This window comes from Bradyrhizobium manausense (genome assembly GCF_018131105.1).
Lineage (GTDB): Bacteria > Pseudomonadota > Alphaproteobacteria > Rhizobiales > Xanthobacteraceae > Bradyrhizobium > Bradyrhizobium manausense_B.
In genome coordinates this window covers 955,767-979,660 of sequence record NZ_JAFCJI010000001.1, presented here as the reverse complement: position 1 = coordinate 979,660, position 23,894 = coordinate 955,767, and the positions used below count along the sequence as shown (strand labels likewise).

Here is a 23,894-nt window from a genome sequence, read left to right as displayed (position 1 = left end):
CGGCTTCAGGGCTCATCAGCGGCACGATCAACATGTCCGGACGCCGGACGCAAGCCCCTTGCGGCCCATCGTCAACCCCTTAAGCCGGGCGGCGGGACAGGAGGTCGGACGAGGCCTCAAACAGCGCGCTGACGCGTAGCAATTCTGCATCGGCTCGGAAGCGGCCGACGAGCTGGAGCCCGATCGGCAGGCCGTCGCGACCAAAACCGCAGGGCAGACTGACGGCGGGGTGGCCGGTCATGTTGAACGGCATCGTCCAAGGGAACCAGTGCGGCCGAACGCTGTCAAAATGCTGGCCGTCGATCTCGATCTTGCCGAACAAATCCTGGTCGATCGGCAGCGCGGTGCGGGTGATGGTCGGCATCGCCAGAAGATGCCCGCCCGCAAGCAGGGATTGCACGTGACGGAACAACGCCGTGCGCGCGAACATCGCCTCCTGATAGTCAACGCCGCTGACATGGGTTGCCAGCGCGATCTGTTTGACGAAGGCCTCGCTGAGGACGTCGCCATGCTCAGCAACCAGCTTTGAGAAGCGCGAACGCCACACGGTGTGGTTGATGGCACGCCAGATCGGCTCGACGTCGTAGCCCTCGCCAGAGAATTCTTCCAGCTCTGCGCCCAGGCTCGCAAGCCGATCGAGGCTCGCCCTGAAGGCGGCGGCAACATCCGATGATACGGGACGTCCTGGAGGGGACTCGCAGAACAGGATTTTTTGCCCACGCAGGTCGCCGCGCGGAGCGGCGGTGCCGATGAAATCAGGCATGGGCACGCCGATCGACCAGGGATCGCAGGCGTCCTCGCCGGCCATCGCCTGCATCATCAAGGCGGTGTCGGCGACGGTGCGCGTGGTCGGCGTGACATAGGTCTGGTTGCCGAACGCATCCAGCGCCTGGCTGTGCGCGATCACGCCGTTGCTTTGCTTCAAGCCAACGACGCCGTTACAGGCGGCCGGAATCCGTGTCGAACCGCCGCCATCGGTCGCGATCGCCAGCGGCCCGATGCCGCTCGCCACCGCCACCGCTGCGCCGCCGCTCGAGCCGCCGGATGAGCGCTCCGCACTCCAGGCATTGCGGGTGCGACCGAACAGTGGCGAGTCAGTCAGACATTTGCTGCCAAACTCCGGCGTTGTGGTCTTGCCGATCAGGATCGCGCCTTCGGCGCGTAGCTTTGCGACAGCGACGGCATCCTCCGTCGGCACATTGTCCTTGTAGGGAACGGCGCCAAATGTTGTCTTCACACCCTTGGTGTTGACGATGTCCTTGACCGTAACAGGGAGTCCATGCAGCAGGCCGAGCGGCTCGCCCGCCATGACCTTGCGCTCGGCTTCGCGTGCCGCTGCCATTGCCTCTTCGCCACAGAGGGTGATGAAGCAGTTCAGCTTGGGCTGAAGCGCCTCAGCGCGCGCGAGCACGGCGCTGGTGATCTCGACGGGCGAGACCCTCTTGCTGGCAATGCGTTCACGCAGTTCGGTGGCGGAGAGGAAGCAGAGATCGTTGGTCATAGGACAGGCTCACGTCGGGACGCGCGGACCTTGCCAGCGGGCACCTCACCTGTCCATTTCGGCTGGCGCATGGCGGCAGTCCGTTGGGAACATCCCGAGGCCGTGAGGCGGCTTACCAACTCCAGCTGATCTCGCGGCTCCAGGGGGGATCGGCTCCAGGCCGGGTGCAGGTCAGGCCGGCGCAATTGGCGGCAAAGGACAGCGCGCGGCGGAGTTCCTCAGTGCCGGTGTCCTTCAATTGCTGTCGGTCAAGACGGCCCTGCTTGTACAGAGCAAACAGCAATGCGGCCTGAAAGCTGTCGCCGGCGCCAATGGTGTCGGCGACCTCAATCTTCGGCGCCTCGACCTCGATCTGGCCTGCCTTTGCATGCCAGGCGATGGCGCCGTGGTTGCCGCGGGTGATGACGACGAGGCTGGCCCCCTGCCCCAGCAGCGCGCTTGCGCGTTGCTCATACGGCTCCTCCCCGAAGAGATAGGCGAAGTCGACATCCGACATCTTGATAAGATCTGCGCTGGCGGCGAACTCGGCCATGCGAGCGAGATAGGCCGGCTTGTCCGCGACCAGATTGGGGCGGCAATTCGGATCGAACGAGATCATCGACGTCACCCGCGCATCCGCAATCAGGGCCTTCGTCTCTGCAGCGCCCTGGTCGTTAACCAGCGTGGTCGAGCCGACATGAACAGCGTCGACCGCGTTGAAGGGAATGCTCCCACGCCGAAACGTCCAATTTCGCGTCGCGGTCTCGGCGTCATAGAAGGCGTAATGCGACTCGCCCGCGACGATGCGGACGAAGGCGAGCGTGGTCTGGTGATCGCTGCGGGTGGCAAGACCCAGCTCGACGTTTGATGCGGCGGCATGGTCCGCGATCATGCGCCCGAACAGGTCGTTCGAGATGCCGCCGACAAAACCGGTCGGCGCGCCGAGCCGGGCGATGCCGATCGCGACGTTGAGGCAGGAGCCGCCAACCGCCGGCATCACCGCCTCGCGTCCTTCCGCGTTTTTCGTCGGCACGAAATCGATCAGCGCGTCGCCGCAGGAAATCAGCATGATCCGTCAACCTTTGGCGATGCCGTACATTGCGGCACGGCTGCCGCGATCGACCTCGCGCAGCAGCTTGTAAACCTCACGCTTCCTGCTGTGAAACGCGGCCATGTCAGGCGCGGTCGGCTCGCTCTTGCGTCCGAGAGCAGACATCTTTGCCATGGTCTCGCCGATCGAGGCATATGCCCCCCCGGCAACCGCCCCCAGCATCGCAGCGCCGAGCAGCACCGGCTCCTTGGTTTGTGGCAGCGCGACCGTGAGGCCCGTTGTGTCAGCCATGATCTGCCGCACCAAGGGACTGCGGCTGGCGCCGCCACCCATGATCATGATGCCTGCATGAACGCCATGAGCGGCAAAGGCCTCGATTACCTCGGCGAGCCCATAGGCGAGCCCGCACAGGCCGGCGAGAAATAGCCGCTCCATCGAACCAACATCAGTGTCGAGATCGAGGCCCGCGATCACGGCGCGGGTATCGGGGTCAGCGTACGGCGAGCGGTTGCCAATGAATTCGGGGAGCACATGGACGTCACGGGCGAGCAGCGCCGCGCGGCTGGCGTCGCCGGCACGCGCGATGATGCGGCGTTCGAGGAACTCGATGAGGTCGACGCCATCGCTCTTCGCCGCCGCGTTCGCCTCGGCATGCCCGGGATGCGACTTGAGAAGATGGTCGATCGCCGCGCCCGCGGCCGACTGGCCACCCTCGTTCAGCCAGAAGTCCGGTACCATGCCTGAATAATAGGGCCCCCAGACACCGGGCACGAAGCACGGCTCTTTCGTCGTCGCCATGATGCACGCCGACGTTCCCATGATGTAGGCGAGGCGATCGGTGACATCGGTCGTTCCACCCGACCCGTCCCGTCCCCCGATCGCGCCGATTCCGCCGGCATGGGCATCGATCAAGGAGGCACCGACCGGAATGCCGGCGGGCAGTCCGAGATCGGCCGCAGCCGCGCGGGTGAGACCGGCGCCAAGCCGCGTGCCGGGCGCGACAATCTCGGTGCCGATGCGCGCGTATTTCTCGCTGACGAAGTCAGACAGGCCGATACGCTGGAAGAACGGCGCACTCCAGCCGCCGCCGTCATGCGCGAGGTAATTCCATTTGCAGGTAACCGTGCAGGTCGAGCGCTGCAGCGATGCGGTCGCGCGCCAGGTCAGATAGTCCGCCAGATCGAAAAAATGTCCGGCGGCGTCAAAGCTCGCGCGCAGATGCCGCTTCAGCCACAAGAGCTTCGGCATCTCCATCTCGGGCGAGATCGAGCCGCCGACATAGCGCAGCACATCGTCGGCCGTCTCGTTGATGAGACGAGCCTCCGCGATGGCGCGGTGATCCATCCAGACGATGACGTTGCGCTGCTTGTCGCCGGAAGCGCTGACCGTGACCGGTTCTCCCTCGCGGTCGAGCACCACCAGGGAACAGGTCGCGTCGAAACCGATGCCGCCGACGCTATCGGGCGCAATCGCCGCTTCCGCCATCGCCGCCCGCACCGATTTGACACAAGCCTCCCAGATATCTTGGGACGACTGCTCGACGATATCGCCGGCCTCGTGCCAGATCCGGATCGGATGCCTGGCGGTCGCAAGCAGCGTTCCCGCCTCGTCAAACACCCCTGCCCGCGTGCTCGTGGTCCCTACATCGACGCCGATATACGCTCGCGGCATTGTCGCTCCCGGAAGCTCTCGTCAATTTTGACGCAAGCCTACCAGCAAGTGTAGCCGCCATCCACCAGCACGATGCTGCCGGTCATCAGACTCGCGGCCTCGGATGCCAGGAACAACACGACCGAGGCGATCTCCTCGACTTGCCCCATCCGCGCCATCGGGGTTCCACCGATCCAGGCGTCATACATTCTCGGGGTGCTTTTCACGAAGGCGTTGAGCGGTGTGTCGATATAGGTCGGGGCCACAGCGTTGACACGGATGCCACGTGTGCCCCATTCGGCGGCGAGCGACTTGGTCAGATGGTGCACACCGGCCTTGGACGCATTGTAGAAGCACTGCTCCTGCGGCTTGTTGACGATGAAACCGGACATCGAGCCGACGTTGACGATGGCGCCGCTCCTGGCCTTGAGCATGTGCTTGCCGAACTCGCGGCAGCACCAGAAGGTGCCGTTGAGGTTGACGTCGATGACGTTGAGCCAGTGCTCGTCGGTCACGGTCTCGGCCGGCGTCTCACTCCGGGCAATGCCTGCGTTGTTGACGAGGATATCGACCTTGCCATGGCGGGCGACGAGGTCGTTTGCGACCTCCGCCACGCGGTTGGTGTCGGTGACATCCATGATCGCGGTCTCGATGTCAAAACCCTTCGCTTTCAGGCTGGCCTTGGCGTCGCCGGCGACCTTGCTGTCGCGGTCGCCGATGATGACCTTGGCGCCGGCTTCGGCCAGCGCTTCGGCGCAGGCAAGGCCAATGCCCTGCCCGCCGCCGGTGATGAACGCGGTCTTGCCGCTCAACTTGAATTTTTCCAGGTACATGGTCTTATTCCCGTTTCTTGTTAGTTCCGAAGCGCGTTCCCGCTTGCGTCGAAGCGATGAATGCGGGTGGGATCGGGCACCAGCGATACGCGGTCGCCGGCATGCAGGCTCAGTTCGCCGATGTAGCGCGCGGTCAACATCCCGAGCGGCCCGGCATCGACATAGAGGAACGTGTCGCTGCCGAGATGCTCTGCGACCGAGATCGTGCCCTGCCAGCCGCCGGCACCCTCACGTTCGATCTTGAGATGCTCCGGCCGCACACCGATCGTGGCCGCGCCTTGCTGCGCGGCGCTATCGCCCCTGACCAAATTCATCTTGGGCGAGCCGATGAAGCCGGCGACGAAGAGATTGGCGGGCCGCTCATAGAGTTCCAGCGGAGAGCCGTATTGCTCGATCTTGCCGGCGTTGAGCACGACGATCTTGTCGGCCATCGTCATGGCCTCGACCTGGTCGTGGGTGACGTAGATCGCCGTGGTGCCGAGCTGTTTCTGGAGCCGCGTCACTTCGATGCGCATCTGCACGCGCAGCGCGGCGTCGAGATTGGAGAGTGGCTCGTCGAACAGGAACCCCTTGGGCTCGCGGACGATGGCGCGGCCGATCGCGACGCGCTGGCGCTGGCCGCCGGAGAGCTCGCGCGGCTTGCGGTCGAGATAAGGCGTCAGGTTCAGCGTCGCGGCGGCCGCCTCGACCTTGCGGTTGATCTCGTCCTTGGGCAATCCCGCCATCTTGAGGCCGAAGCCGATATTGCCGCGTACGCTCATATGTGGATAAAGCGCATAGGACTGGAACACCATCGACAGGCCGCGCTTGGCGGGCGGTGTGTCGACGACGTTCTTGCCGTCGATCAGGATACTACCGCCGGAGACGTCCTCGAGCCCGGCGATCAGCCGCAGCAGCGTGGTCTTGCCGCAGCCGGACGGACCGACGAACACCACGAAGGAGCCGTCGGCGATGTCGAGATCGGCACCCTTGATGATGTGCACGGGGCCGAAAGATTTTTGTACGCCCTGAAGTGTGATCTGACCCATGAGCCGGCAGCCCCTCTATTTCACCGCGCCGAAGGTGAGCCCGCGCACGAGCTGCTTCTGGCTGAACCAACCGAGGACGAGAATGGGCGCGATCGCCAGCGTCGAGGCCGCCGATAGCTTTGCCCAGAACAGTCCTTCCGGACTGGAATAGGATGCGATGAACGTGGTGAGCGGCGCGGCGTTCGACGTCGACAGGTTCAATGTCCAGAACGCCTCGTTCCAGGCCAGGATCAGATTGAGCAGCATGGTCGATGCCAGTCCCGGGATCGCCATCGGCGTCAGCACATAGACCAGCTCGCGACCGATGGTGGCACCGTCCATGCGCGCGGCCTCGAGGATATCGCGCGGGATCTCCTTGAAGTAGGTGAACAGCATCCAGATCACGATCGGCAGATTGCCGAGGCAGAGGATGAAGATGAGGCCGATGCGGGAATCGAGCAAACCGAAGGTCTTGTAGATCAGATAGATCGGCACCAGCACGCCGACCGGCGGCATCATCTTGGTCGAGAGCATCCAAAGCAAAATGTCTTTGGTGCGCTTGGTCGGCGAGAACGCCATCGACCAGGCGGCGGGGATCGCGATCAGGAGCGCAATCAGCGTCGAGCCGCCGGCGATGATGATCGAGTTCATCGCATGGAGCAGATAGTCGCTTCGCTCCTGCACCGTCGCGTAGTTCTCGGTGGTCCAATGGAAGAACAGGAAAGACGGCGGAATGGCGAAGGCTTCGAGCTCGGTCTTGAAGCTCGCCAGCACCATCCAGAGGATCGGGAAGAAGATCAGGAAGCCGAAGAACCACGCCCCGATCGTCGAGATCACCACCCGCTGTGTCGTTGACTTGCGCGCCATGATGTCAGGCTTCCAGGTTGCGGCCGACGATGCGGACGAGGAAGAAGGCGACGACGTTGGCGATGACCACGGCTACGAGGCCGCCCGCCGAGGCGCTGCCGACGTCGAACTGGATCAGCGCCTGCGAATAGATCAGGAAGGCAATGTTGGTGGTCTGCAGGCCCGGTCCGCCGCCAGTGGTGACGAAGATCTCTGCGAACACGGTCAGCAGGAAGATGGTCTCGATCAGGATCACCACGGTGATCGGGCGCGCCAGATGCGGCAGCGTGATGTAGATGAAGGTCGAGATTGCGCTCGCGCCATCCATCTCGGCCGCCTCCTTCTGCTCTTCATCGAGCGATTGCAGCGCAGTGAGCAGGATCAGCGTCGCGAACGGCAGCCATTGCCAGGCCACGATCAGGATCACCGAGAACAGCGGCACATCGTTGAACCAGTCGACCGGCGTCAGCCCAACGGACTTGGCGAGCCAGGCGAACAGACCCGACACCGGATGCATCAGCAGATTCTTCCAGACCAGCGCGCTCACCGTCGGCATCACGAAGAACGGCGCGATTACCATCAGCCGCACGAAATTGCGTCCGATCACCGGCTGATCCATCAGCAGCGCTAGGGGAATGCCGAGCACGATCGTCAGCGCCAGCACCGATCCGACCAGCACCAGCGTGTTCTGCAGCGAGGCGAGGAAGGCGGGATCGGTGAGGAAGTAGCGGAAATTTTCGAGACCAACGAATGATTCCGAACCGGGATCGAGCAGGCTGTAATGCAGCGTCGAGAAGTACAGCGTCAGCGCGAGCGGGACGATCATCCAGATGAAGAGCAGTCCGACGGCCGGGGTCAGGAGCGACCGCGCAAGGAATTGCGTCTGCCGGGTTGCCATCCTCAGGCTCTCCTTCATAGCGTTTTCGAGCGAAGTGGAGGCCGGTTCGCGGGAAGAAAACGCATCGAAATTAAGATTCGGGAAGAAGGCGGCCATCCATCGCGCAAGGAGTGGATGGCCGCAAGTTTGAGCTCAGGGAGAGCTCAGGTTCACTTGATGTAGCCGGCGCGCTTCATCTCGCGTTCGGTGGCGGTTTGCGCGGCAGCGAGCGCCGCATCGACCGTCATGGATCCCGCTAGTGCGGCCGAGAATTGCTGTCCGACCTGCGTGCCAATGCCCTGGAATTCAGGGATCGCCGCATATTGCACGCCGACGTAAGGCACCGGCTTCACGGTCGGCTTGTTCGGATCAGCGGCGTCGATCGAAGCCAGCGTCATCTTGGCGAAGGGCGCGGCCTTCAGATATTCGGGATTGGTGTAGAGCGAGGTGCGCGTGCCGGGGGGAACATTGGCCCAGCCTTCCTTCGACGCGACGAGCTTGGTGTAGTCCTTGCTGGTTGCCCAGGCGATGAACTTCTCGGCGGCCTCGGTCTTCTTCGAGCCGGCGGGAATCGCAAGATTCCAGGCCCACAGCCAGTTGGCGTTCTTGCCGAGCCCGGTGTTGGGCGCGAGCGCAAAGCCGACCTTGTCGGCGACCTTGGAATCCTTCGGATTGGTGACGAAGGATGCCGCCACCGTCGCGTCGATCCACATGCCGCACTTGCCGGCGTTGAACAGCGCCAGATTTTCGTTGAAGCCGTTCGAGCTCGCACCGGGAGGGCCGGCGTCCTTCATGAGGTTAACGTAGGTCGTGAGCGTGGTCTTCCATTCCGGCGTGTTGAACTGCGGCTCCCACTTCTCGTCGAACCAGCGCGCGCCGTAGGAATTGGCCATCGCCGAGAGGAAGGCCATGTTCTCACCCCAGCCGGCCTTGCCACGCAGGCAGATGCCGTAGACGCCACCGTTCTTGTCAGTGATCTTCTTCGCGGCATCGATGACGAAATCCCAGGTCGGCTTTTCCGGCATCTTCAGGCCGGCCTTGTCGAACAAGTCGGTGCGGTACATCACCATCGAGCTCTCGCCATAGAATGGCGCGGCGTAGAGCTTGCCGTCGGAAGAGACCGCATCCTTGATCTTGGGCAGGAGGTCGTTGACGTCGTAATCGGCACCGAGATTGGCGAGCGGCACCAGCCAGCCCTTCTTGGCCCAGATCGGCACCTCGTAGGTACCGATGGTCAACACGTCGAACTGGCCGCCCTTGGTGGCGATATCGGTGGTGACGCGCTGGCGCAGCACGTTCTCCTCGAGCGTCACCCATTTCACGGTGATGTCGGGGTTGGCCTTGGTGAATTCGCTGGTCAGACCCTGCATGCGGATCATGTCGCCGTTGTTGACGGTGGCGATCGTCAGGGTCGTTTCGGCCATCGCGGGGACGGCAAGCAGTACGGACGCGCCGCAGACGGCGCCCAGAACGTGTTTCACGGTGACCTCCCTATCCGCGCTCTTGAGCATATGCCCACGCGTTGGGCGTATGTTCGGTCGAGCCTTGCCGCTTGTCAAGCAGGCGCGCAGCCATTCCCGCAACTTATGAGTGCTGCGGTGCGGGAGAGGTGCGAGCCCGTCATGCCCGGGCTTCCCCCGGGCATCCACGATCTCAGTGCTGCAGGATAGGCGTGGATGGCCGGCTCAAGCCCGGCCATGACGACGTCGAGCCTGGCCGCCCTAGCGCTCCAGAATCGCCCGTGCGGTAGTCTCGTCGGTGATCAGGCCGTTGATCAGCCCCCCGTTCAACGCCGCCGCGATCGCTGACACCTTGGCCGCGCCGACCGCGGCACCGATGGTCGTGGTTTTCGCTGGCACTTCCGGCGGAATGCTCGTGAGGCGTTTGTTGGTGCCGGCCTTGAGCAGGCGACCCTTGGAATCATAGGCCCAGCCGGTGATTTCTCCGATCGCGCCCTGCCGCATCATCTCGAACAGCTCATCACGCGTGACGAAGCCATCGACATGAACCTGAGCCTTCTGGTCCATCTGGCCGATCCCGACGAGACGCAAATCCGCCTTGGCCGCGACCGCCTTCACCTTCGCGATCGGCTCGATGCGGACCATCTTGTTGCGCTCGTCCTCCGACGACATCAGAAACGGCAACGGCATCGGGTAATGCCGCGCGCCGGTGCGGTCGGCGAGCCGGCCGACGGTATCGTAGAAGCTCGCCGAACCGTCGGCGGAGATGTTGCCGACCAGCGAGACGATCTGGTGGTTGGGCCGGTCGATCGGCGTGACGCGTTCGACCGCGGCGCGCACCGCCCGCCCCGTCCCGAGCGCAACGATCACGGGCGTTTCCGAGCGCAGCGTCGCGTCGAGCAGATTGGCGCAGCGCTCGGCGATACCCGCGTTGGCCTGGGGCGCTGCAGGATCGGCCGGCACCACCTCGCAATGATTAAGGTCAAACCGCTCCTTCAGGCGCGCCGCCAATTCCATGCAGGCGGCGATGGGATGCTCAAGCCGGAAGGTAATCAGCCGCTCGGCGAGGCACAGCGACACCAGCCGCTGCGCGGATGCGCGCGACACCTGCAGCATCTTTGCGATCTCGTCCTGGGTGTGGCCGGCAATGAAATAGAGCCAGCCGGCACGCGCGGCGTCGTCGAGCCTGGATTTTTCGTTCTCGACGGCCATGCGGCCTCACGCCTCCCAGAAATCGCTCATGTGCGCGAAGACCCGATCGGCCCCGGCGGCGGACAATATAGCCCGACCATCGCGGGCGCGATAATGGCCACCGCCGACAAATCCCCAGACCATCATGCCTGCCGCCTTGGCGGCCTGCACGCCGCTGGCACTGTCCTCGATCACCAGCGTGCGTGCGGGATCGGCCTGCATCTTCCCGGCGGCGTGGAGAAAGAGATCCGGCGCCGGCTTGCCGTGCCTGACCATCTGCGCGGTGTAGAGCCGGCCACCGAAGTGCGGCGCAAGGCCGGTGACATCAAGCGACAACGAGACGCGGTCGAGATCGCTCGACGATGCGACGCAGCGCGGCGTCACCAATCCGGACAGCACCGCAGCTACGCCGGGGATCGGCTGGAGCGCGGCCGCAAATGTCTGGAGCACGCGGGCCTTGAGACGCGGAAGAAAGTCGTCAGGCAAGGCCTGCCCGAGATCACGATAGTGCTGCTCAATAGCCTTGGTACTGCGTCCAAGAAAAAATTCGAGCGCCTGCTCCACACTCAGTAGAAAGCCGAATTCCGACAGAATCTCGGACAGGCAGCGACAACTGAGCAGCTCGCTATCGACGAGCACGCCGTCGCAATCGAAGATGATCAGATCTGGCCGACCCGGGTCCATTCGGGCATTCGATCATATACCCAGATGCTGAGCAATAGCTCGGCCGGGGAGGCTTTGCTCCTTGATCTCCCCTGGCCGGAATCACGCGCAACAGAGCGCCAAGCCGCGACGAGACCCTATTCAAAACAGAAAAAATGCCCCGATCAGCAGACCCACGGCAAAGGAGCAAAGCCCCAAGGTCGAGGCAGAAACGATACGGATGAGGGCGCGAAGCCGGTCCGCGTATTCCTGCTCCGTCATCTCATGGTACTGAGCCGCCATCAGCGCTACCCTGCCCGGCAGTACTCGACCGGCAGGATCTAGGTCCCAAATCATGGTCAAGGCGAGGCATTGGCGCCCGCAGCAATGCCAATACCGTGATCGACTTCCAGCGACAGCGTCGAAGTCGCGCGCTTCCTACCGCCGCTGGTTATACACGTCGATGCACACCGCCCCGAGCAGCACCAGGCCCTTGATGACCTGCTGGTAGTCGATGCCGATGCCGAGGATGGACATGCCGTTGTTCATCACGCCCATGATCATGGCGCCGACCACGGCCCCGCCGACGCGGCCGACGCCGCCATAGGCCGAGGCGCCGCCGATGAAGCAGGCGGCGATGACGTCGAGCTCGAAGCCGAGGCCCGCCTTGGGGGTCGCGGTGTTGAGGCGCGCGGCGAAGACGAGACCAGCCAGCGCCGCAAGCACGCCCATGTTGACGAAGGTGAAGAAGGTCAGCCGCTCGGTCTTGATACCCGACAGGCCTGCCGCCTTGGCGTTGCCGCCGACGGCATAGATATGCCTGCCGATCACGGTGCGGCGGGTGACGAAGCCATAGAGCGCGATCAGGACGCTCATGATCACCAGCACGTTGGGTAGGCCGCGATAGGTCGCGATGAGATAGGTAAAGTACAGCACGGCGCAGGCGAGCACGACGCTCTTGCCGAGGAAGAACGCGTAGGGTTCGGCCTCGATGCCGTGAGACACTTCGCGTGCGCGGCCCTTGGCGCTCGCGTAGACCAGCCCCAGCGCCAGCAACGCGCCGATCAGCATCGATGTCGGATGCAGCGTGCCGGCCTCGGGCAAAAGTTCCGGAATGAAGCCCGACGACAGTTTTTGGAAAGTCGATGGGAACGGCCCGAGCGACTGGCCCTGCAACACCGCGAGCGCGAGACCCTTGAATACGAGCATGCCGGCCAGTGTCACGATGAAGGACGGGATCTTGAAATACGCCACCCAATAGCCTTGCGCAGCACCGATGGCGGCGCCGACGATGAGACAGGCGATGAATGCGACCGTATAGTCGACCTTGTAGGTCACCATGAGGAGCGCGGCGACCGCGCCGACGAATCCCGCGACCGATCCGACCGACAAGTCGATGTGTCCGGTGACGATCACCAGCAGCATACCGAGCGCCATGATGACGATGTAGCTGTTCTGGAGCACAAGATTGGTCAGGTTGAGAGGCTGCAGCAGCGTGCCGCTGGTCATGACCTGGAAGAACAGCATGATCGCGGCCAGCGACATCAGCATGCCGTAGTTGCGCAGGTTGTTCTTGATAAAGCTGCCGTTCCGGCGCTCCTCGGGCAGCGAAACCGTCTTGTCGGTCATGGCTGCGACCCTCCCATCTCTGCGGCCTCGACCGCGCCGTTACCGTTGCTTCGTTCGTTGCGCATGATAGCGCGCATGATCTTTTCCTGTGTCGCATCCGTGGCCGGGAACTCGCCGACGAAGGCGCCGTCGTTCATGACACAGATGCGGTCGCAGATGCCGAGTAGCTCGGGCATCTCCGATGAGATCACCACCACGCCGCGGCCGGCCTCCGCAAGCTCGTTGATGATACAGTAAATCTCGTATTTGGCACCGACGTCGATACCTCGTGTCGGCTCATCCAGGATAAGGACCTTGGGGTCAGTCATCAGCCATTTCGACAGCACGACCTTCTGCTGGTTCCCGCCGGAAAGCTGGCCGGTCTCCTGGTAGACGTCGGAACAGCGGATGCGCATGCGGTTGCGATAGTCGGTGGCGACCTTCAGCTCGGCGATGTCGTCGATCACACGCCCCGGCGCAACCTGGTCGAGGCTCGCCAGCGTAATGTTCTTGCGGACGTCGTCGGCCAGGATCAGACCGAGTTGCTTGCGATCCTCGGTGACATAGGCAAGCCCGGCGTCGATCGCGGCCGCCACGCTCGTCAGCGCAATCTCATGCCCCTCAAGCGTGATCCGGCCGCTAATATTGGTGCCCCAGGAGCGACCAAACAGGCTCATGGCGAACTCGGTACGGCCGGCCCCCATCAGCCCGGCGATGCCGACGACCTCGCCGCGCCTGACGCCGAAATTGACGTTCTTGATGACCTGGCGGTCAGGATGGATGGGGTGATAGACCGACCAGTTCGAAACCTCGAGAACGGGCTCGCCAATCTTGGGGCTTCGCTCCGGAAAACGATGGGCGAGATCGCGGTTGACCATGCTGCGGATGATACGGTCTTCCTGGATCGGTTCGGCGCGGCAATCGATACCGTCAACCGTGCGACCGTCGCGCAGCACCGTGATGTGGTCGGCGACCTTGGCCACCTCATTGAGCTTGTGTGAGATCAGGACCGAGCCGATGCCTTGCTCGCGGAATTTCATCAGGCGTTCGAGCAGTGCAGCGCTGTCGGCCTCGTTCAGGCTCGCCGTCGGCTCGTCCAGGATCAGCATGCGGACGCGCTTGGACAGCGCCTTGGCGATCTCGACAAGCTGCTGCTTGCCGACGCCGAGATCGGTGATCAGCGTATCCGGAGATTCCTTCAGGCCGACCTGTGCGAGAAGATCGCGCGTGCGCTTGTAGACCTCGTCGCGATCAATCACGCCGAACTTCGACGGCGGATGCGAGAGAAAGATATTCTCCGCGATCGACATCAGCGGGATCAGCGCCAGCTCCTGGTGGATGATGATGATGCCGAGCGCCTCGGAATCGTTGATGTCGCGGAAACGGCGCTCCTGGCCCTCGAAGACGATGGTGCCCTCATAGCTGCCCGCCGGGTAGACCCCGCTCAGCACCTTCATCAAGGTCGACTTGCCGGCGCCGTTCTCGCCGACGAGAGCGTGGATCTGGCCCGCCTCGACCGAAAAATTGACGTCGCGCAGCGCCTGCACACCAGCAAAGCTCTTGCTGACGTTGCGCATCTCCAGCATGGCGGTCATTGCGTTGTGTCCCGTCCGTTACGTCCCTCTCCCCGCGAACGGGGAGAGGGAAACTCGAGAGGCTTACTGGAACTGCGACTTCTTGTAGTAGCCGCTGTCAACCAGGGTCTTTTCCCAGTTGTCCTTATACACCACGACGGGCTTCAGGAGATAGGACGGCACGGTCTTGGCGCCGTTCTCGTAGGTCTTGGTGTCGTTGACCGTGACCTGCTTGCCGGCGAGCGCCGCATCGACCATGTCGGCGGTCACCTTGGCGAGGTCGCGGGTGTCCTTGAAGATGGTCGAATACTGGTCGCCGCGGATCATCGCCTTGATCGACGGGACTTCGGCATCCTGGCCGCTGATGATCGGCATGGGCTGATCCGCGGTGCCGTAACCAACGCCCTTCAGCGACGAGATGATGCCAATCGACAGGCCGTCATAGGGCGACAGCACGGCGTTGACCTTCTTGTTGCCGTAGTAGGCGCTGAGCAGATTGTCCATGCGAGCCTGGGCGGTGGCGGGATCCCAACGCAGGGTCGCGACCTTGTCCATGCCCATCTGGCCGGAGGCGACCACGAGCTTGCCGCTGTCGATGTAGGGCTTCAGCACGCTCATCGCGCCGTTGTAGAAGAAGAAGGCGTTGTTGTCGTCGGGCGAACCGCCGAACAGCTCGATGTTGAACGGACCCTTGCCCTCCTTGAGACCAAGCCCCTTCTCGATCGACTGAGCCTGGAGCACGCCAACCTGGAAATTGTCGAAGGTCGCGTAATAGTCGACATTCGGCGTGCCGCGGATCAGGCGGTCATAGGCGATCACGGTGATGCCCTTGGCCTTGGCCTGCTTGAGCACGTCGGACAGCGTGGTGCCGTCGATCGCGGCGATCACCAGCGCCTTGGCGCCCTTGGTCACCATGTTCTCGACCTGCGAGAGCTGGTTCGGAATGTCGTCCTCGGCATATTGCAGGTCGGTGTTGTAGCCGCGCTCCTTCAGCACCTTGACCATGTTGTTGCCGTCGTCGATCCAGCGCGCCGAGGATTTGGTCGGCATCGCGATGCCGACGGTCGCCTTGTCCTGTGCGGAGGCCGTGAGGCCCGTGGCCATCGTTGCGGCGCCGGCCAGCGCCATCGCGAGAAATGTCGTCTTCAATTTCAACATGCTTCACTCCCGTTGGGTGTCAGACTGTTTCTTCGGTCGTCCAGTACGTGGGTAGAGGTCGGTTTCGAATCTCCTATGCGAGCTTGACATCGGGCTCCGCGCGACCGCGCGCGGAGGCTTGTAACAGAAAGGTACAACCAGCTTGCGGATCGGCAGCGCGTGCCTCCGCATCCATATCCTGCCAGGCGGAGGTGACGAGCAGGCCTGACAGATCGGGGCCGACGAAGGCGGGGCAACTCGCCTGCCTGGCCGGCACGCGCAGCGAGCGCAAACGCTCGCCTTGCGGAGAATAGACATCGACGCGGCTGGCGCCCCAGCAGGCGTTCCAGATCTGCCCGTCGGCGTCGCAGACCGAGCCGTCGAGCCCACCGATACCGGTGTGGCGCAGCAGCACCTCGGGCTCGCCGCGCGGCAGGCCGGTCTCGGCATTGAGCGGCACCGCATAAAGCACCGCACGCGCGGTGTCAGTGAAGTAGCCTGTGGTGCCATCCGGCGAGAAGCAAATCGAGTTGGGAATGCTGATGCCGGGAAACAGCGTCGAGATCTTGCCGCGGTGGAGCGCATAGATCGCCCCCAGACCTCGCTCGGCCTTGCGTCCCATGGTCCCGATCCAGAACGTGCCGGACTGATGCACGCGGCAATCATTGGAACGCGTCGCGGGATTGTCCGCTTCAAGCGAACAAAACCGCGTCATCGCGCCATCGGCGAGCGTGCGGATATAACATCCATCCTCCGCGACGATGAGCTGGCGCTCGGCATCGATCCGTCCGAGCGCACTCGCCATCCGGCCAAGCGCGTGGGTGCGGATGCTGCCGCCGCCAAGATGCGCCTCGAACAGGCGCCCCTCGCGAATGTCGAACCACCAGGCGGTGTCGGTTGTGACGTCATAGGTCGGGCCTTCGCCGAGGTGACAGCGTTCGGCGGAGAGAACCGAGGTCGGTACCTCGTCCATCATGGCGCCCTCACTGCGAAGCGATAGACGGTATGATGCCGATAGACCCCGCCGGGATCAAGGCGCGGGCTCGGAAAGTCCGGCCGGTTCGGCGAATTGGGCCAGATATGCGGCTCGAGACACAACGCGTCGGACTGCCGGATCAGCTTGCCGCCTTTACCCGAGATCGTGCCATCGAGATAGTTGCCGGAATAGACCTGAAGGCCGGGCTGATTGGTCAACAGCTCCATAATCCGCCCTGACAGCGGCGCCTCCAGCCGGGCCGCGAGCGCTAGCTTGCCGTCGCGCGCGAGGCAATAGGTGTGGTCGTAGCCTTTGCCGTTGCGCAATTGCTGGTCACCCTCGCGGATGCGCGCCCCGACGGCGTGAGTCTGGCGGAAGTCGAATGGTGTGCCGGCCACGCCGCGCGGCGGCTCCGGCAGTGGAATGGCAGTCGGATCGATGGCCAGGAAATGTTCGGCGTTGACCGTCAGCCGGTGATCGAGCGTGGGCGTGCCCGAGGTCGCGCCTTCCAGATTGAAGAAGCTGTGGTTGGTCAGGTTGACGATGGTTGGCCGGTCGGTGCGTGCCTCCATGATCAGCGACAGCTCGGTCGGACCGGTGACGCGATAAGTCAGGCGTACGTCGAGCTTGCCGGGATAATTCTCCTCACCGTCCCGGCTCGTATAGGTCAGCGTCACCGCAGGGCTGGCGCCGTCCTCGATCTCGGCAATGTCCCAAAGCTTGCGGTCGAAACCGTCGAGGCCGCCATGCAGCGCGTTGGGACCGTTGTTGACGGCAAGCTGGAACGTCTCGCCGTCGAGCAAAAACTGGCCGTTGGCGATGCGGTTGGCGTAACGGCCGACGGTGGCGCCAAAGAACTTCCGTTCGGCGAGATAGCCGGCGAAGGTGTCATGACCGAGCACGACGTCGTCGCAGCCGCCCCTGGCGTCCGGCGTGATCAGTGCCTGGATCACCGCGCCATGGGTGATGATACGAGCCTCAAACCCGCCCTCTCCGCGCAGCACGATACGCTCGACGTTGCGTCCGTCAGGCAGCTTTCCGAATACGTCCTTCGCTATTTTTGCGTTGGCCATGTCTAGTCCACAAACGGTTCGACGATATTGCGCTTGCCGAGCAGGAACGCATCGGCGACGAGACGAAGCGGCGCCAGGTCGACATCGCGCTCGCCAGCGGCGGCGAGTTTGACGAAACGTCGATAGAGCTCGCGATATTCCTCATCAGGCGCGTCGGCAACAACCTTGCCATCGACCTCCATGATCCTGCCACCACGAGACAATGTCATGCGGCCCTGGTCCGTTTCCGCGACGATGTCCCAGCTCTGCGGCCCGGTCTGACGAAAGTCAAATTCGGCGGTCACCGCCATGCCGTCGATGTCGGTCAGCGTCAAGTTGGCGGCGATCGGTGACTGGCAATTGGCCGGAAAGGCCAGTTCAGCCGCGGTAACGAACACCGGCTTCGGCAGGATGCGGGTCAGGATCGAGAGCGCGTTGATGCCGGGATCGAACACGCCGAGCCCGCCGGGCTCCCAGATCCAGGTCTGGCCGGGATGCCAGACACGAACGTCTTCTTTCCAGATGATGTGGACCGACTTGATCCGGCGTGTCGCAAGCCATTCACGGGCCGGCTCGACCGCCGGCGCGTGGCGGGAATGCCAGGTCGCAAACAAGGTGCGCTTTGCATTCGCCGCCATCGCCACAAGCGGATCGAGCTCGGCAACGCCGATGCCGGGCGGCTTCTCCAGCATGACGTGCTTGCCGGCGGCGAGCGCCACAGCGGCCTGGGCTCGGCGCACCTGCGGCGGCGTGCAGAGCGACACCGCATCGATCTCCGGGCCTTTCTCCAGAAGCTCCTCGATGGTCGCGAAATGCGGCAGGCCCGGCAGCGACGCGTTACGGCTGGCAACGGCGGCGAGCACCGCGCCAGGCGTCGCGGCGATCGCGCCGACATGCTGATCGCGCGCGATCTTGCCGAAGCCGACGATGGCGATACGAATTGCTGTCACGAACTTTCTCCAAATTCCGTTGAGGCTGCCGGTGCTGCTTCGGCGGCCATTCCCTTGTGCCGGCGCATGCCATTGTGAATGACGAAGGCCATGGCCTCGGCCGCTGCGTCCGCATCACCGGCCGCGATCGAATCGGCGATCTTCTGGTGCCAGATCAAGGCGGTCTCGCGGTCTTCCGACCCGGCCGGGGCACTGAGCATGAATGCCGCGCGCAAGGCGGCTTCGATCACATGACCGACGGAGCGCATGAACGGATTGCCGGACGCTCGCGCCACCGCAAGGTGCACGGCGAGGTCGGCGTCGGCAAAGCCGGCGGACTCGGACGGCTCTTGCCTCATGCGGTCCATGCTGCGCTGAAGCTCGGCGATGTCCTCCTCCGAACGACGCTTGGCCGCAAGGGCCGCCGCGCGCGGCTCGACCGCAAGACGTATTTCGGCGAGATCGTTGAGAAAGCGCCTGTCGATGCCGGCATCCAGATGCCAGGCCAGCACGTCGGCATCGAACATGTTCCAGGCGGCGCGCTCGCGCACGACCGTGCCGACCCGCGCTTTGGTGGTGAGCAACCCCTTGGCGACCAGCGTCTTGACGCTTTCGCGCAGCACCGGCCGCGACACACCGAACATCGCCGTCAGTTCGGCATCCCCCGGGAGCCGCACCCCCTCCGCATAGCGGCCGGCGATGATGTCGACGCCGATCGAACGGGCCACCTCCGCGTGGTTGGAATGAGCCCGTGGTGTTGGAATGACGACGATGCGCGAGGTCATGAGGCAGCTCCCGCGCGCTTCGCCGCCGGCCGGCGCGCCAGCGCGACCAATCCCTGCTGAAGTGCGATGAAGGCGAACAGCAAGATGCCGGTCGCGATCTTGGTCCACCAGCTCGACAGCGTGCCGTCGAAATTGATGTAGGTCTGGATCATGCCCTGGATGAGCACGCCGAGGAAGGTGCCGATCACCGAGCCCTGCCCGCCCGTGAGCAGCGTACCGCCGATCACCACGGCAGCGATGCTGTCGAGCTCGACGCCGACGGCGGAGAGCGAATAGCCGGCGCTGGTGTAGAAGGAGAACACGATGCCGGCGATCCCTGCGAGCAGGCTCGACAGCATGTAGATCTTCACCGTCATCTTGCCGACCGCGACGCCCATCAAGCTTGCGGTCGCGCGGCTGCCGCCGAGCGCATAGACATTGGCACCGAACCGGGTGAGCTGCAGCAGCAGCGCTCCGCCGATCACGATAACGAGCATGATGATGGCGATCGCGCTCAGTCGCCCTCCGCCGGGCATGCGCAGCGCGAAATCGGACACGGTCGAATAGACAGGCGCGCTGATCGGCACCGACTCCGTCGATAGCAGGAAGCTTGCACCGCGCGCGAGGAACATGCCGGCGAGGGTTACAATGAAGGGCGGCAGGTCGAAGACGTGAATGACCGCGCCCATCGCCGCGCCAAAGGCCGCCGACAGCGCGAGGATGGCGACGAAAGCGACCAGCGGCGGAACGCCCCAGCGTTCGATGGCGAGCGCCACGAACACTGTGGTGAAACCGATCACCGAGCCGACCGAAAGATCGATACCGCCGGAGATGATGACGAAGGTCATTCCGACCGCAACGATACCGAGGAAGGCATTGTCAGTCAGGAGGTTGCCGACGACACGGGTGGAAGCGATGTTGGGAAACTGCGCCGCGCAGGCTGCGAAGCCGGCGACAAGGACGATGGCCGTGATCAGGACGGGCGGCAGGCCTTTCATGGTTTCGTCCCCCGCAGCCGCGCCATGATACCGGCAAAGCCGGGCAATTTCGGCGATTGCAGCAGCAACACTGCGAGCACTACCACGGCTTTGACCAGCAGATTGAACTCCGGTGGATAGCCGGACAATAAAATGCCGGTGTTCATGGTCTGAATGATCAGCGCACCCAACACCGCCAGCACCAGGCTGAAGCGCCCGCCGAACAACGAGGTGCCGCCGATCACGACGGCCAAAATGGCATCGAGCTCGAGCCAGAGGCCGGCATTGTTGGCATCGGCGCCCATGATGTCGGCTGCCGCGATCACGCCGGCGAGCGCGGCGCAGACGCCGCACCAGACATAGACTGCCAGGATCATCGCGCGCGTGCCGACGCCTGCAAGCTCGCTCGCCCGCGCGTTGCCGCCGGTTGCCTCGATCAGAAGTCCGAGGGCCGAGCCGCGCACAACGGCGCCGGTCAGGATCAGCATGCCGAGCGCAATCGCGATCGGCACCGGCACGCCGAGAATGGCGCCATTGCCGAGCCAGACCAGATCCGGCGAGGTGAAGGTCACGATACGGCCTTCGGTGATGAGCTGCGCGATGCCGCGCCCCGCCACCATCAGGATCAGCGTCGCCACGATCGGCTGCATGCCGAGCACGGCGACGAGGAAGCCGTTCCACAGTCCGCAGATCAAACCCGCACCGAGCGCCGCCGCCAGCACCACCGGCAAACTGTGGCTGTCGGCCAGGCTTGCGGCAATCGCGCCGCAGATCGCCATCACCGCGCCGACGGAGAGATCGATGCCGCGCGTCGCGATCACCAGCACCATGCCGAGCGAGAGCAGCGCCACCGGTGTGCCGCGGTTGAGCACGTCGATCACGCTGCCGAACAGGCGGCCGTCCTGGAGGCGCAGATCGAAGAACTGCGGCGACACCAGGCGGTCGACCGCGAGGATGACAATCAGCGCGAGGATCTGGGCAAGGCCGCGACGCGGCAACAGCGCTGTCATACCCGGGCCTCTTGCATCGCCGCGCCATCGGCGGCGATGGCCGAGAGAATGTTGGTGACGTCGATCGCCTCGCCCGCGAGCTCTTCGACATGGGCGCGATCGCGCAGCACGACCACGCGATCTGAATACGTCACGATCTCGTCGAGCTCCGAGGAGATTACGAGCAACGCCAGCCCGTCGTCGCAGAGTTCGCGGATCAGGCGGATAATCTCGGCATGCGCGCCGACATCAATGCCGCGGGTGGGCTCGTCCAGCACCAGGAGCCGCGGCGCCGTCGCGAGCCAGCGCGCCAGCAGCACCTTTTGCTGATTGCCGCCGGAGAGCAGGCCCACGGGGCGCTCGGGATCGGGCGGACGGATGTCGAGCATCTTGACGTAACGGCCTGCAAGCTCGTCCTGCTCGCGACGCGATAGCGGCCGATGCAGGCCGCGCTTGGCCTGAAGCGCGAGTATGATGTTCTCGCGCACGGTGAGCTCGGCGACGATCCCGTCGGTCTTGCGCTCCTCCGGACAATACCCAAAGCCATGGCGCACGCCGTCGCGCGGCGACTGGAGCCGCACCGGCGCGCCCTCCACCCTCGCCTGCCCGCCATCGGCTCGCTCGGCGCCGAACACCAGCCGCGCGGTCTCGGTCCGGCCCGAGCCGAGCAGACCGGCGAGGCCGACGACCTCGCCGTGGCGCAATTCGAGATTGAACGGCGCGACATAACCGGCCTTGCCGTAATTGTCGAAACTGGCGCAGACCTCGCGCGCTTTCTGCTCGCCGGCCGCAGCCCGTGTGTTGGTGGTCTCGGCCAGCTCGCGGCCAAGCATCATCCGGATCAGTTCAAGCCGCGGCAACGAGGCGGTCTCGCGCTCGCCGACCAGCCGGCCATTGCGCAAGACGGTGATGCGATCGGAGATCTCGTAGACCTGGTCGAGGAAATGGCTGACGAAGACGATACCGATGCCGCGCTTGGCCAACTGGCGCATGATGCGAAAGAGAACCTCGACCTCGTGACGGTCGAGGCTCGCGGTCGGCTCGTCCAGGATCAAAACGCGCGCAGAGAGATCGACGGCGCGCGCGATCGCGGTGACATGTTGAATCGCCACCGAATAATTGCCGAGGGGCGCCGCGACGTCGATGTCGAGGCCGAAATCCGCGAGCAGTTGTTTTGCTCGGCGGCGCATCTCGCCCTCGCGCACCACGCCGAAGCGCATGGGCTGGCGGTCGAGAAACAGGTTCTGCGCCACCGAGAGGTTCGGCAGAAGATTGACTTCCTGGTAGACCGTGGCAATGCCGGCCTGCACCGCCGCCTTGGCCGAACGCGGCGCGACCTCTTCGCCGCCCAGCCTCACAACCCCGGCATCGCGCGGGAAGACGCCGGTGACGACCTTGATCAGCGTGGATTTACCGGCGCCGTTCTCGCCGAGCAGCGCATGGATCTCGCCGGGGCGAAGCGTGAAGTCGACCTCCTGCAACGCGCGCACCGCACCGAAGCTCTTGCTGATCCCGCGCACCTCCAGGAGGGCCGAAGCGGGATCAAGGCTATTCTCCATAACGACATCACTCCCACCGGCGTCCGCTTATGCTGCGGATACCCAGCCTATTCGTTCGCGCAACGATTGCGAAGGGGGTTGCCGGACCACAAGACGTGGTCCGGCAAGACGCCCGCCTCAGTAACCGAGGCCCTTCTTGCTGTCGTATTCCTTCTGCGGATTGTCGGTGGCCGTGAGCAGCCTCGATTCAGTCTGGATCCACTTCGGCGGAACGGTGCCCTTCGCCTTGAAGGCCGCAACGGCATCGAAGGCCGGACCAGCCATGTTCGGCGTCAGTTCGACCGTGGCATTGGCCTCGCCCGCAACCATCGCCTTGAAGATGTCCGGAACCGCGTCGATCGACACCGTGAGGATGTCCTTGCCCGGCTTGAGGCCAGCTTCCTTCATCGCCTGGATCGCGCCGACCATCATGTCGTCGTTGTGGGCGTAAACCGCGCAGATATTCTTGCCACCGCTTTCGGCCTTGATGAAGCTCTCCATGACTTCCTTGCCCTTGGCGCGGGTGAAGTCACCGGTCTGGCTGCGCACAATCTTCAGATTGGCGTGCTTGGCGATCGCCGTGTCGAAGCCCTTCTTGCGGTTGGCCGCGACGCTCGCGCCGACCGTGCCCTGCAATTCGACGATGTTGCAGGCCTTGTCGCCGACGGTCTTGGCCAGCCAGTCGCCGGCGACCTCGCCTTCGTGAACGCTGTCCGAGGTGACGGCAGTGAGATAGAGGTCCTTGCCCGACGGATCGATGTCTCGGTCGAGCAGCACGACCGGAATCTTGGCTTCCTTGGCTTCCTTCAACACCGAATCCCAGCCGGTCGCGACGACAGGCGCGAGGAAGATCGCATCCACGTTCTGCGCGATGAAGGAGCGGATCGCCTTGATCTGGTTTTCCTGCTTCTGCTGTGCGTCTGCAATCTTGAGATTGACCTTGCGCTTGGTGGCCTCCTGCTTGGAGACCGACGTCTCGGCTGCGCGCCAGCCGGATTCCGATCCGATCTGCGAGAAGCCGATGGTGAGCTCGGCGGCATTGGCCGGCAATGCGAGCAACAACGCGGCCGTGGCGCTGGCCGCAAAAAGGGCTTTGAGGGTCATCAGGCGTGTCTCCCAAGGTGTTATCCGGGGCGTCAATCGGTATCATGACACCCTCAGGCCGGCCTTCGAGGCGGCGGGAGGGACTATTTCACGGAAGTTCACTCTCGTATAGTCATATTATCTGACTATTCAGGCGAATAACGCAAGCTCGCAGGTACGGCGTGCGAACGGCACGCCAAGCACGATTAATTCTACAAATACAATTTATA

21 protein-coding genes are annotated in these 23,894 nt (G+C 63.9%); all 21 read right to left on the bottom strand.

The window, feature by feature from the left end; genetic code table 11:
- Nucleotides 1-79 precede the first annotated feature (79 nt).
- The 21 genes from JQ631_RS04530 to ytfQ all read right to left on the bottom strand — a co-directional run bounded on the left by JQ631_RS04530 (nt 80) and on the right by ytfQ (nt 23,685).
- Entirely contained in the window at nt 80-1,501 is a 1,422-nt protein-coding gene (locus JQ631_RS04530) for an amidase (RefSeq protein ID WP_212324368.1), read from the bottom strand.
- 112 nt (nt 1,502-1,613) lie between these two features.
- Nucleotides 1,614-2,549 carry a carbohydrate kinase family protein gene (locus JQ631_RS04525; protein WP_212324367.1) on the bottom strand — a complete coding sequence of 312 codons (936 nt, stop codon included), beginning with the start codon at nt 2,547-2,549 and terminating at the stop codon, nt 1,614-1,616.
- A 6-nt stretch (nt 2,550-2,555) separates the two neighbouring features.
- Nucleotides 2,556-4,202: an FGGY-family carbohydrate kinase gene (locus JQ631_RS04520; protein WP_212324366.1), complete on the bottom strand. Its 1,647-nt coding sequence runs from the start codon at nt 4,200-4,202 to the stop codon at nt 2,556-2,558.
- A gap of 38 nt (nt 4,203-4,240) precedes the next feature.
- The gene (locus JQ631_RS04515) at nt 4,241-5,014 is read right to left on the bottom strand and encodes an SDR family NAD(P)-dependent oxidoreductase (protein ID WP_212324364.1); all 774 of its coding nucleotides are present in this window, start codon (nt 5,012-5,014) and stop codon (nt 4,241-4,243) included.
- 20 nt (nt 5,015-5,034) lie between these two features.
- Entirely contained in the window at nt 5,035-6,042 is a 1,008-nt protein-coding gene (locus JQ631_RS04510; RefSeq protein WP_212324362.1) for an ABC transporter ATP-binding protein, read from the bottom strand.
- A 15-nt stretch (nt 6,043-6,057) separates the two neighbouring features.
- Nucleotides 6,058-6,888, bottom strand: a complete 831-nt coding sequence (locus JQ631_RS04505) for a carbohydrate ABC transporter permease (RefSeq protein WP_212324360.1) — start codon at nt 6,886-6,888, stop codon at nt 6,058-6,060.
- A gap of 4 nt (nt 6,889-6,892) precedes the next feature.
- Nucleotides 6,893-7,765 carry a carbohydrate ABC transporter permease gene (locus tag JQ631_RS04500; RefSeq protein ID WP_212324359.1) on the bottom strand — a complete coding sequence of 291 codons (873 nt, stop codon included), beginning with the start codon at nt 7,763-7,765 and terminating at the stop codon, nt 6,893-6,895.
- A 149-nt stretch (nt 7,766-7,914) separates the two neighbouring features.
- Complete coding sequence (locus JQ631_RS04495) at nt 7,915-9,168, bottom strand: ABC transporter substrate-binding protein (protein WP_249160464.1); 1,254 nt, start codon at nt 9,166-9,168, stop codon at nt 7,915-7,917.
- Nucleotides 9,169-9,465: 297 nt separating this feature from the next.
- Complete coding sequence (locus JQ631_RS04490; RefSeq protein ID WP_212324355.1) at nt 9,466-10,416, bottom strand: sugar-binding transcriptional regulator; 951 nt, start codon at nt 10,414-10,416, stop codon at nt 9,466-9,468.
- A gap of 6 nt (nt 10,417-10,422) precedes the next feature.
- The gene (locus tag JQ631_RS04485) at nt 10,423-11,079 is read right to left on the bottom strand and encodes an HAD family hydrolase (RefSeq protein WP_212324353.1); all 657 of its coding nucleotides are present in this window, start codon (nt 11,077-11,079) and stop codon (nt 10,423-10,425) included.
- A 396-nt stretch (nt 11,080-11,475) separates the two neighbouring features.
- Nucleotides 11,476-12,666, bottom strand: a complete 1,191-nt coding sequence (mmsB, locus tag JQ631_RS04480; RefSeq protein ID WP_212324351.1) for a multiple monosaccharide ABC transporter permease — start codon at nt 12,664-12,666, stop codon at nt 11,476-11,478.
- Nucleotides 12,663-14,240, bottom strand: a complete 1,578-nt coding sequence (gene mmsA, locus JQ631_RS04475; protein WP_212324349.1) for a multiple monosaccharide ABC transporter ATP-binding protein — start codon at nt 14,238-14,240, stop codon at nt 12,663-12,665. Before mmsA ends, mmsB begins: the two co-directional genes overlap by 4 nt.
- 63 nt (nt 14,241-14,303) lie before the next feature.
- On the bottom strand, nt 14,304-15,377 hold the full coding sequence (chvE, locus tag JQ631_RS04470) for a multiple monosaccharide ABC transporter substrate-binding protein (RefSeq protein WP_212324347.1): 1,074 nt from the start codon (nt 15,375-15,377) through the stop codon (nt 14,304-14,306).
- A 73-nt stretch (nt 15,378-15,450) separates the two neighbouring features.
- The gene (locus JQ631_RS04465; RefSeq protein ID WP_212328486.1) at nt 15,451-16,329 is read right to left on the bottom strand and encodes an SMP-30/gluconolactonase/LRE family protein; all 879 of its coding nucleotides are present in this window, start codon (nt 16,327-16,329) and stop codon (nt 15,451-15,453) included.
- Nucleotides 16,329-17,405 (bottom strand): aldose epimerase family protein, encoded by a 1,077-nt coding sequence (locus JQ631_RS04460; protein WP_212324345.1) that lies wholly within the window; start codon nt 17,403-17,405, stop codon nt 16,329-16,331. The genes JQ631_RS04465 and JQ631_RS04460 overlap by 1 nt, the downstream gene beginning before the upstream one ends.
- A gap of 2 nt (nt 17,406-17,407) precedes the next feature.
- Nucleotides 17,408-18,334: a Gfo/Idh/MocA family protein gene (locus JQ631_RS04455; RefSeq protein ID WP_212324344.1), complete on the bottom strand. Its 927-nt coding sequence runs from the start codon at nt 18,332-18,334 to the stop codon at nt 17,408-17,410.
- Complete coding sequence (locus tag JQ631_RS04450; protein WP_212324343.1) at nt 18,331-19,098, bottom strand: FadR/GntR family transcriptional regulator; 768 nt, start codon at nt 19,096-19,098, stop codon at nt 18,331-18,333. Before JQ631_RS04450 ends, JQ631_RS04455 begins: the two co-directional genes overlap by 4 nt.
- Entirely contained in the window at nt 19,095-20,075 is a 981-nt protein-coding gene (yjfF, locus tag JQ631_RS04445; protein WP_212324342.1) for a galactofuranose ABC transporter, permease protein YjfF, read from the bottom strand. Before yjfF ends, JQ631_RS04450 begins: the two co-directional genes overlap by 4 nt.
- Nucleotides 20,072-21,064, bottom strand: a complete 993-nt coding sequence (locus JQ631_RS04440) for an ABC transporter permease (protein WP_212324341.1) — start codon at nt 21,062-21,064, stop codon at nt 20,072-20,074. Before JQ631_RS04440 ends, yjfF begins: the two co-directional genes overlap by 4 nt.
- The gene (locus JQ631_RS04435) at nt 21,061-22,602 is read right to left on the bottom strand and encodes a sugar ABC transporter ATP-binding protein (protein WP_212324340.1); all 1,542 of its coding nucleotides are present in this window, start codon (nt 22,600-22,602) and stop codon (nt 21,061-21,063) included. Before JQ631_RS04435 ends, JQ631_RS04440 begins: the two co-directional genes overlap by 4 nt.
- Nucleotides 22,603-22,719: 117 nt before the next feature.
- Nucleotides 22,720-23,685, bottom strand: a complete 966-nt coding sequence (ytfQ, locus tag JQ631_RS04430; protein ID WP_212324338.1) for a galactofuranose ABC transporter, galactofuranose-binding protein YtfQ — start codon at nt 23,683-23,685, stop codon at nt 22,720-22,722.
- Nucleotides 23,686-23,894: the final 209 nt, after the last annotated feature.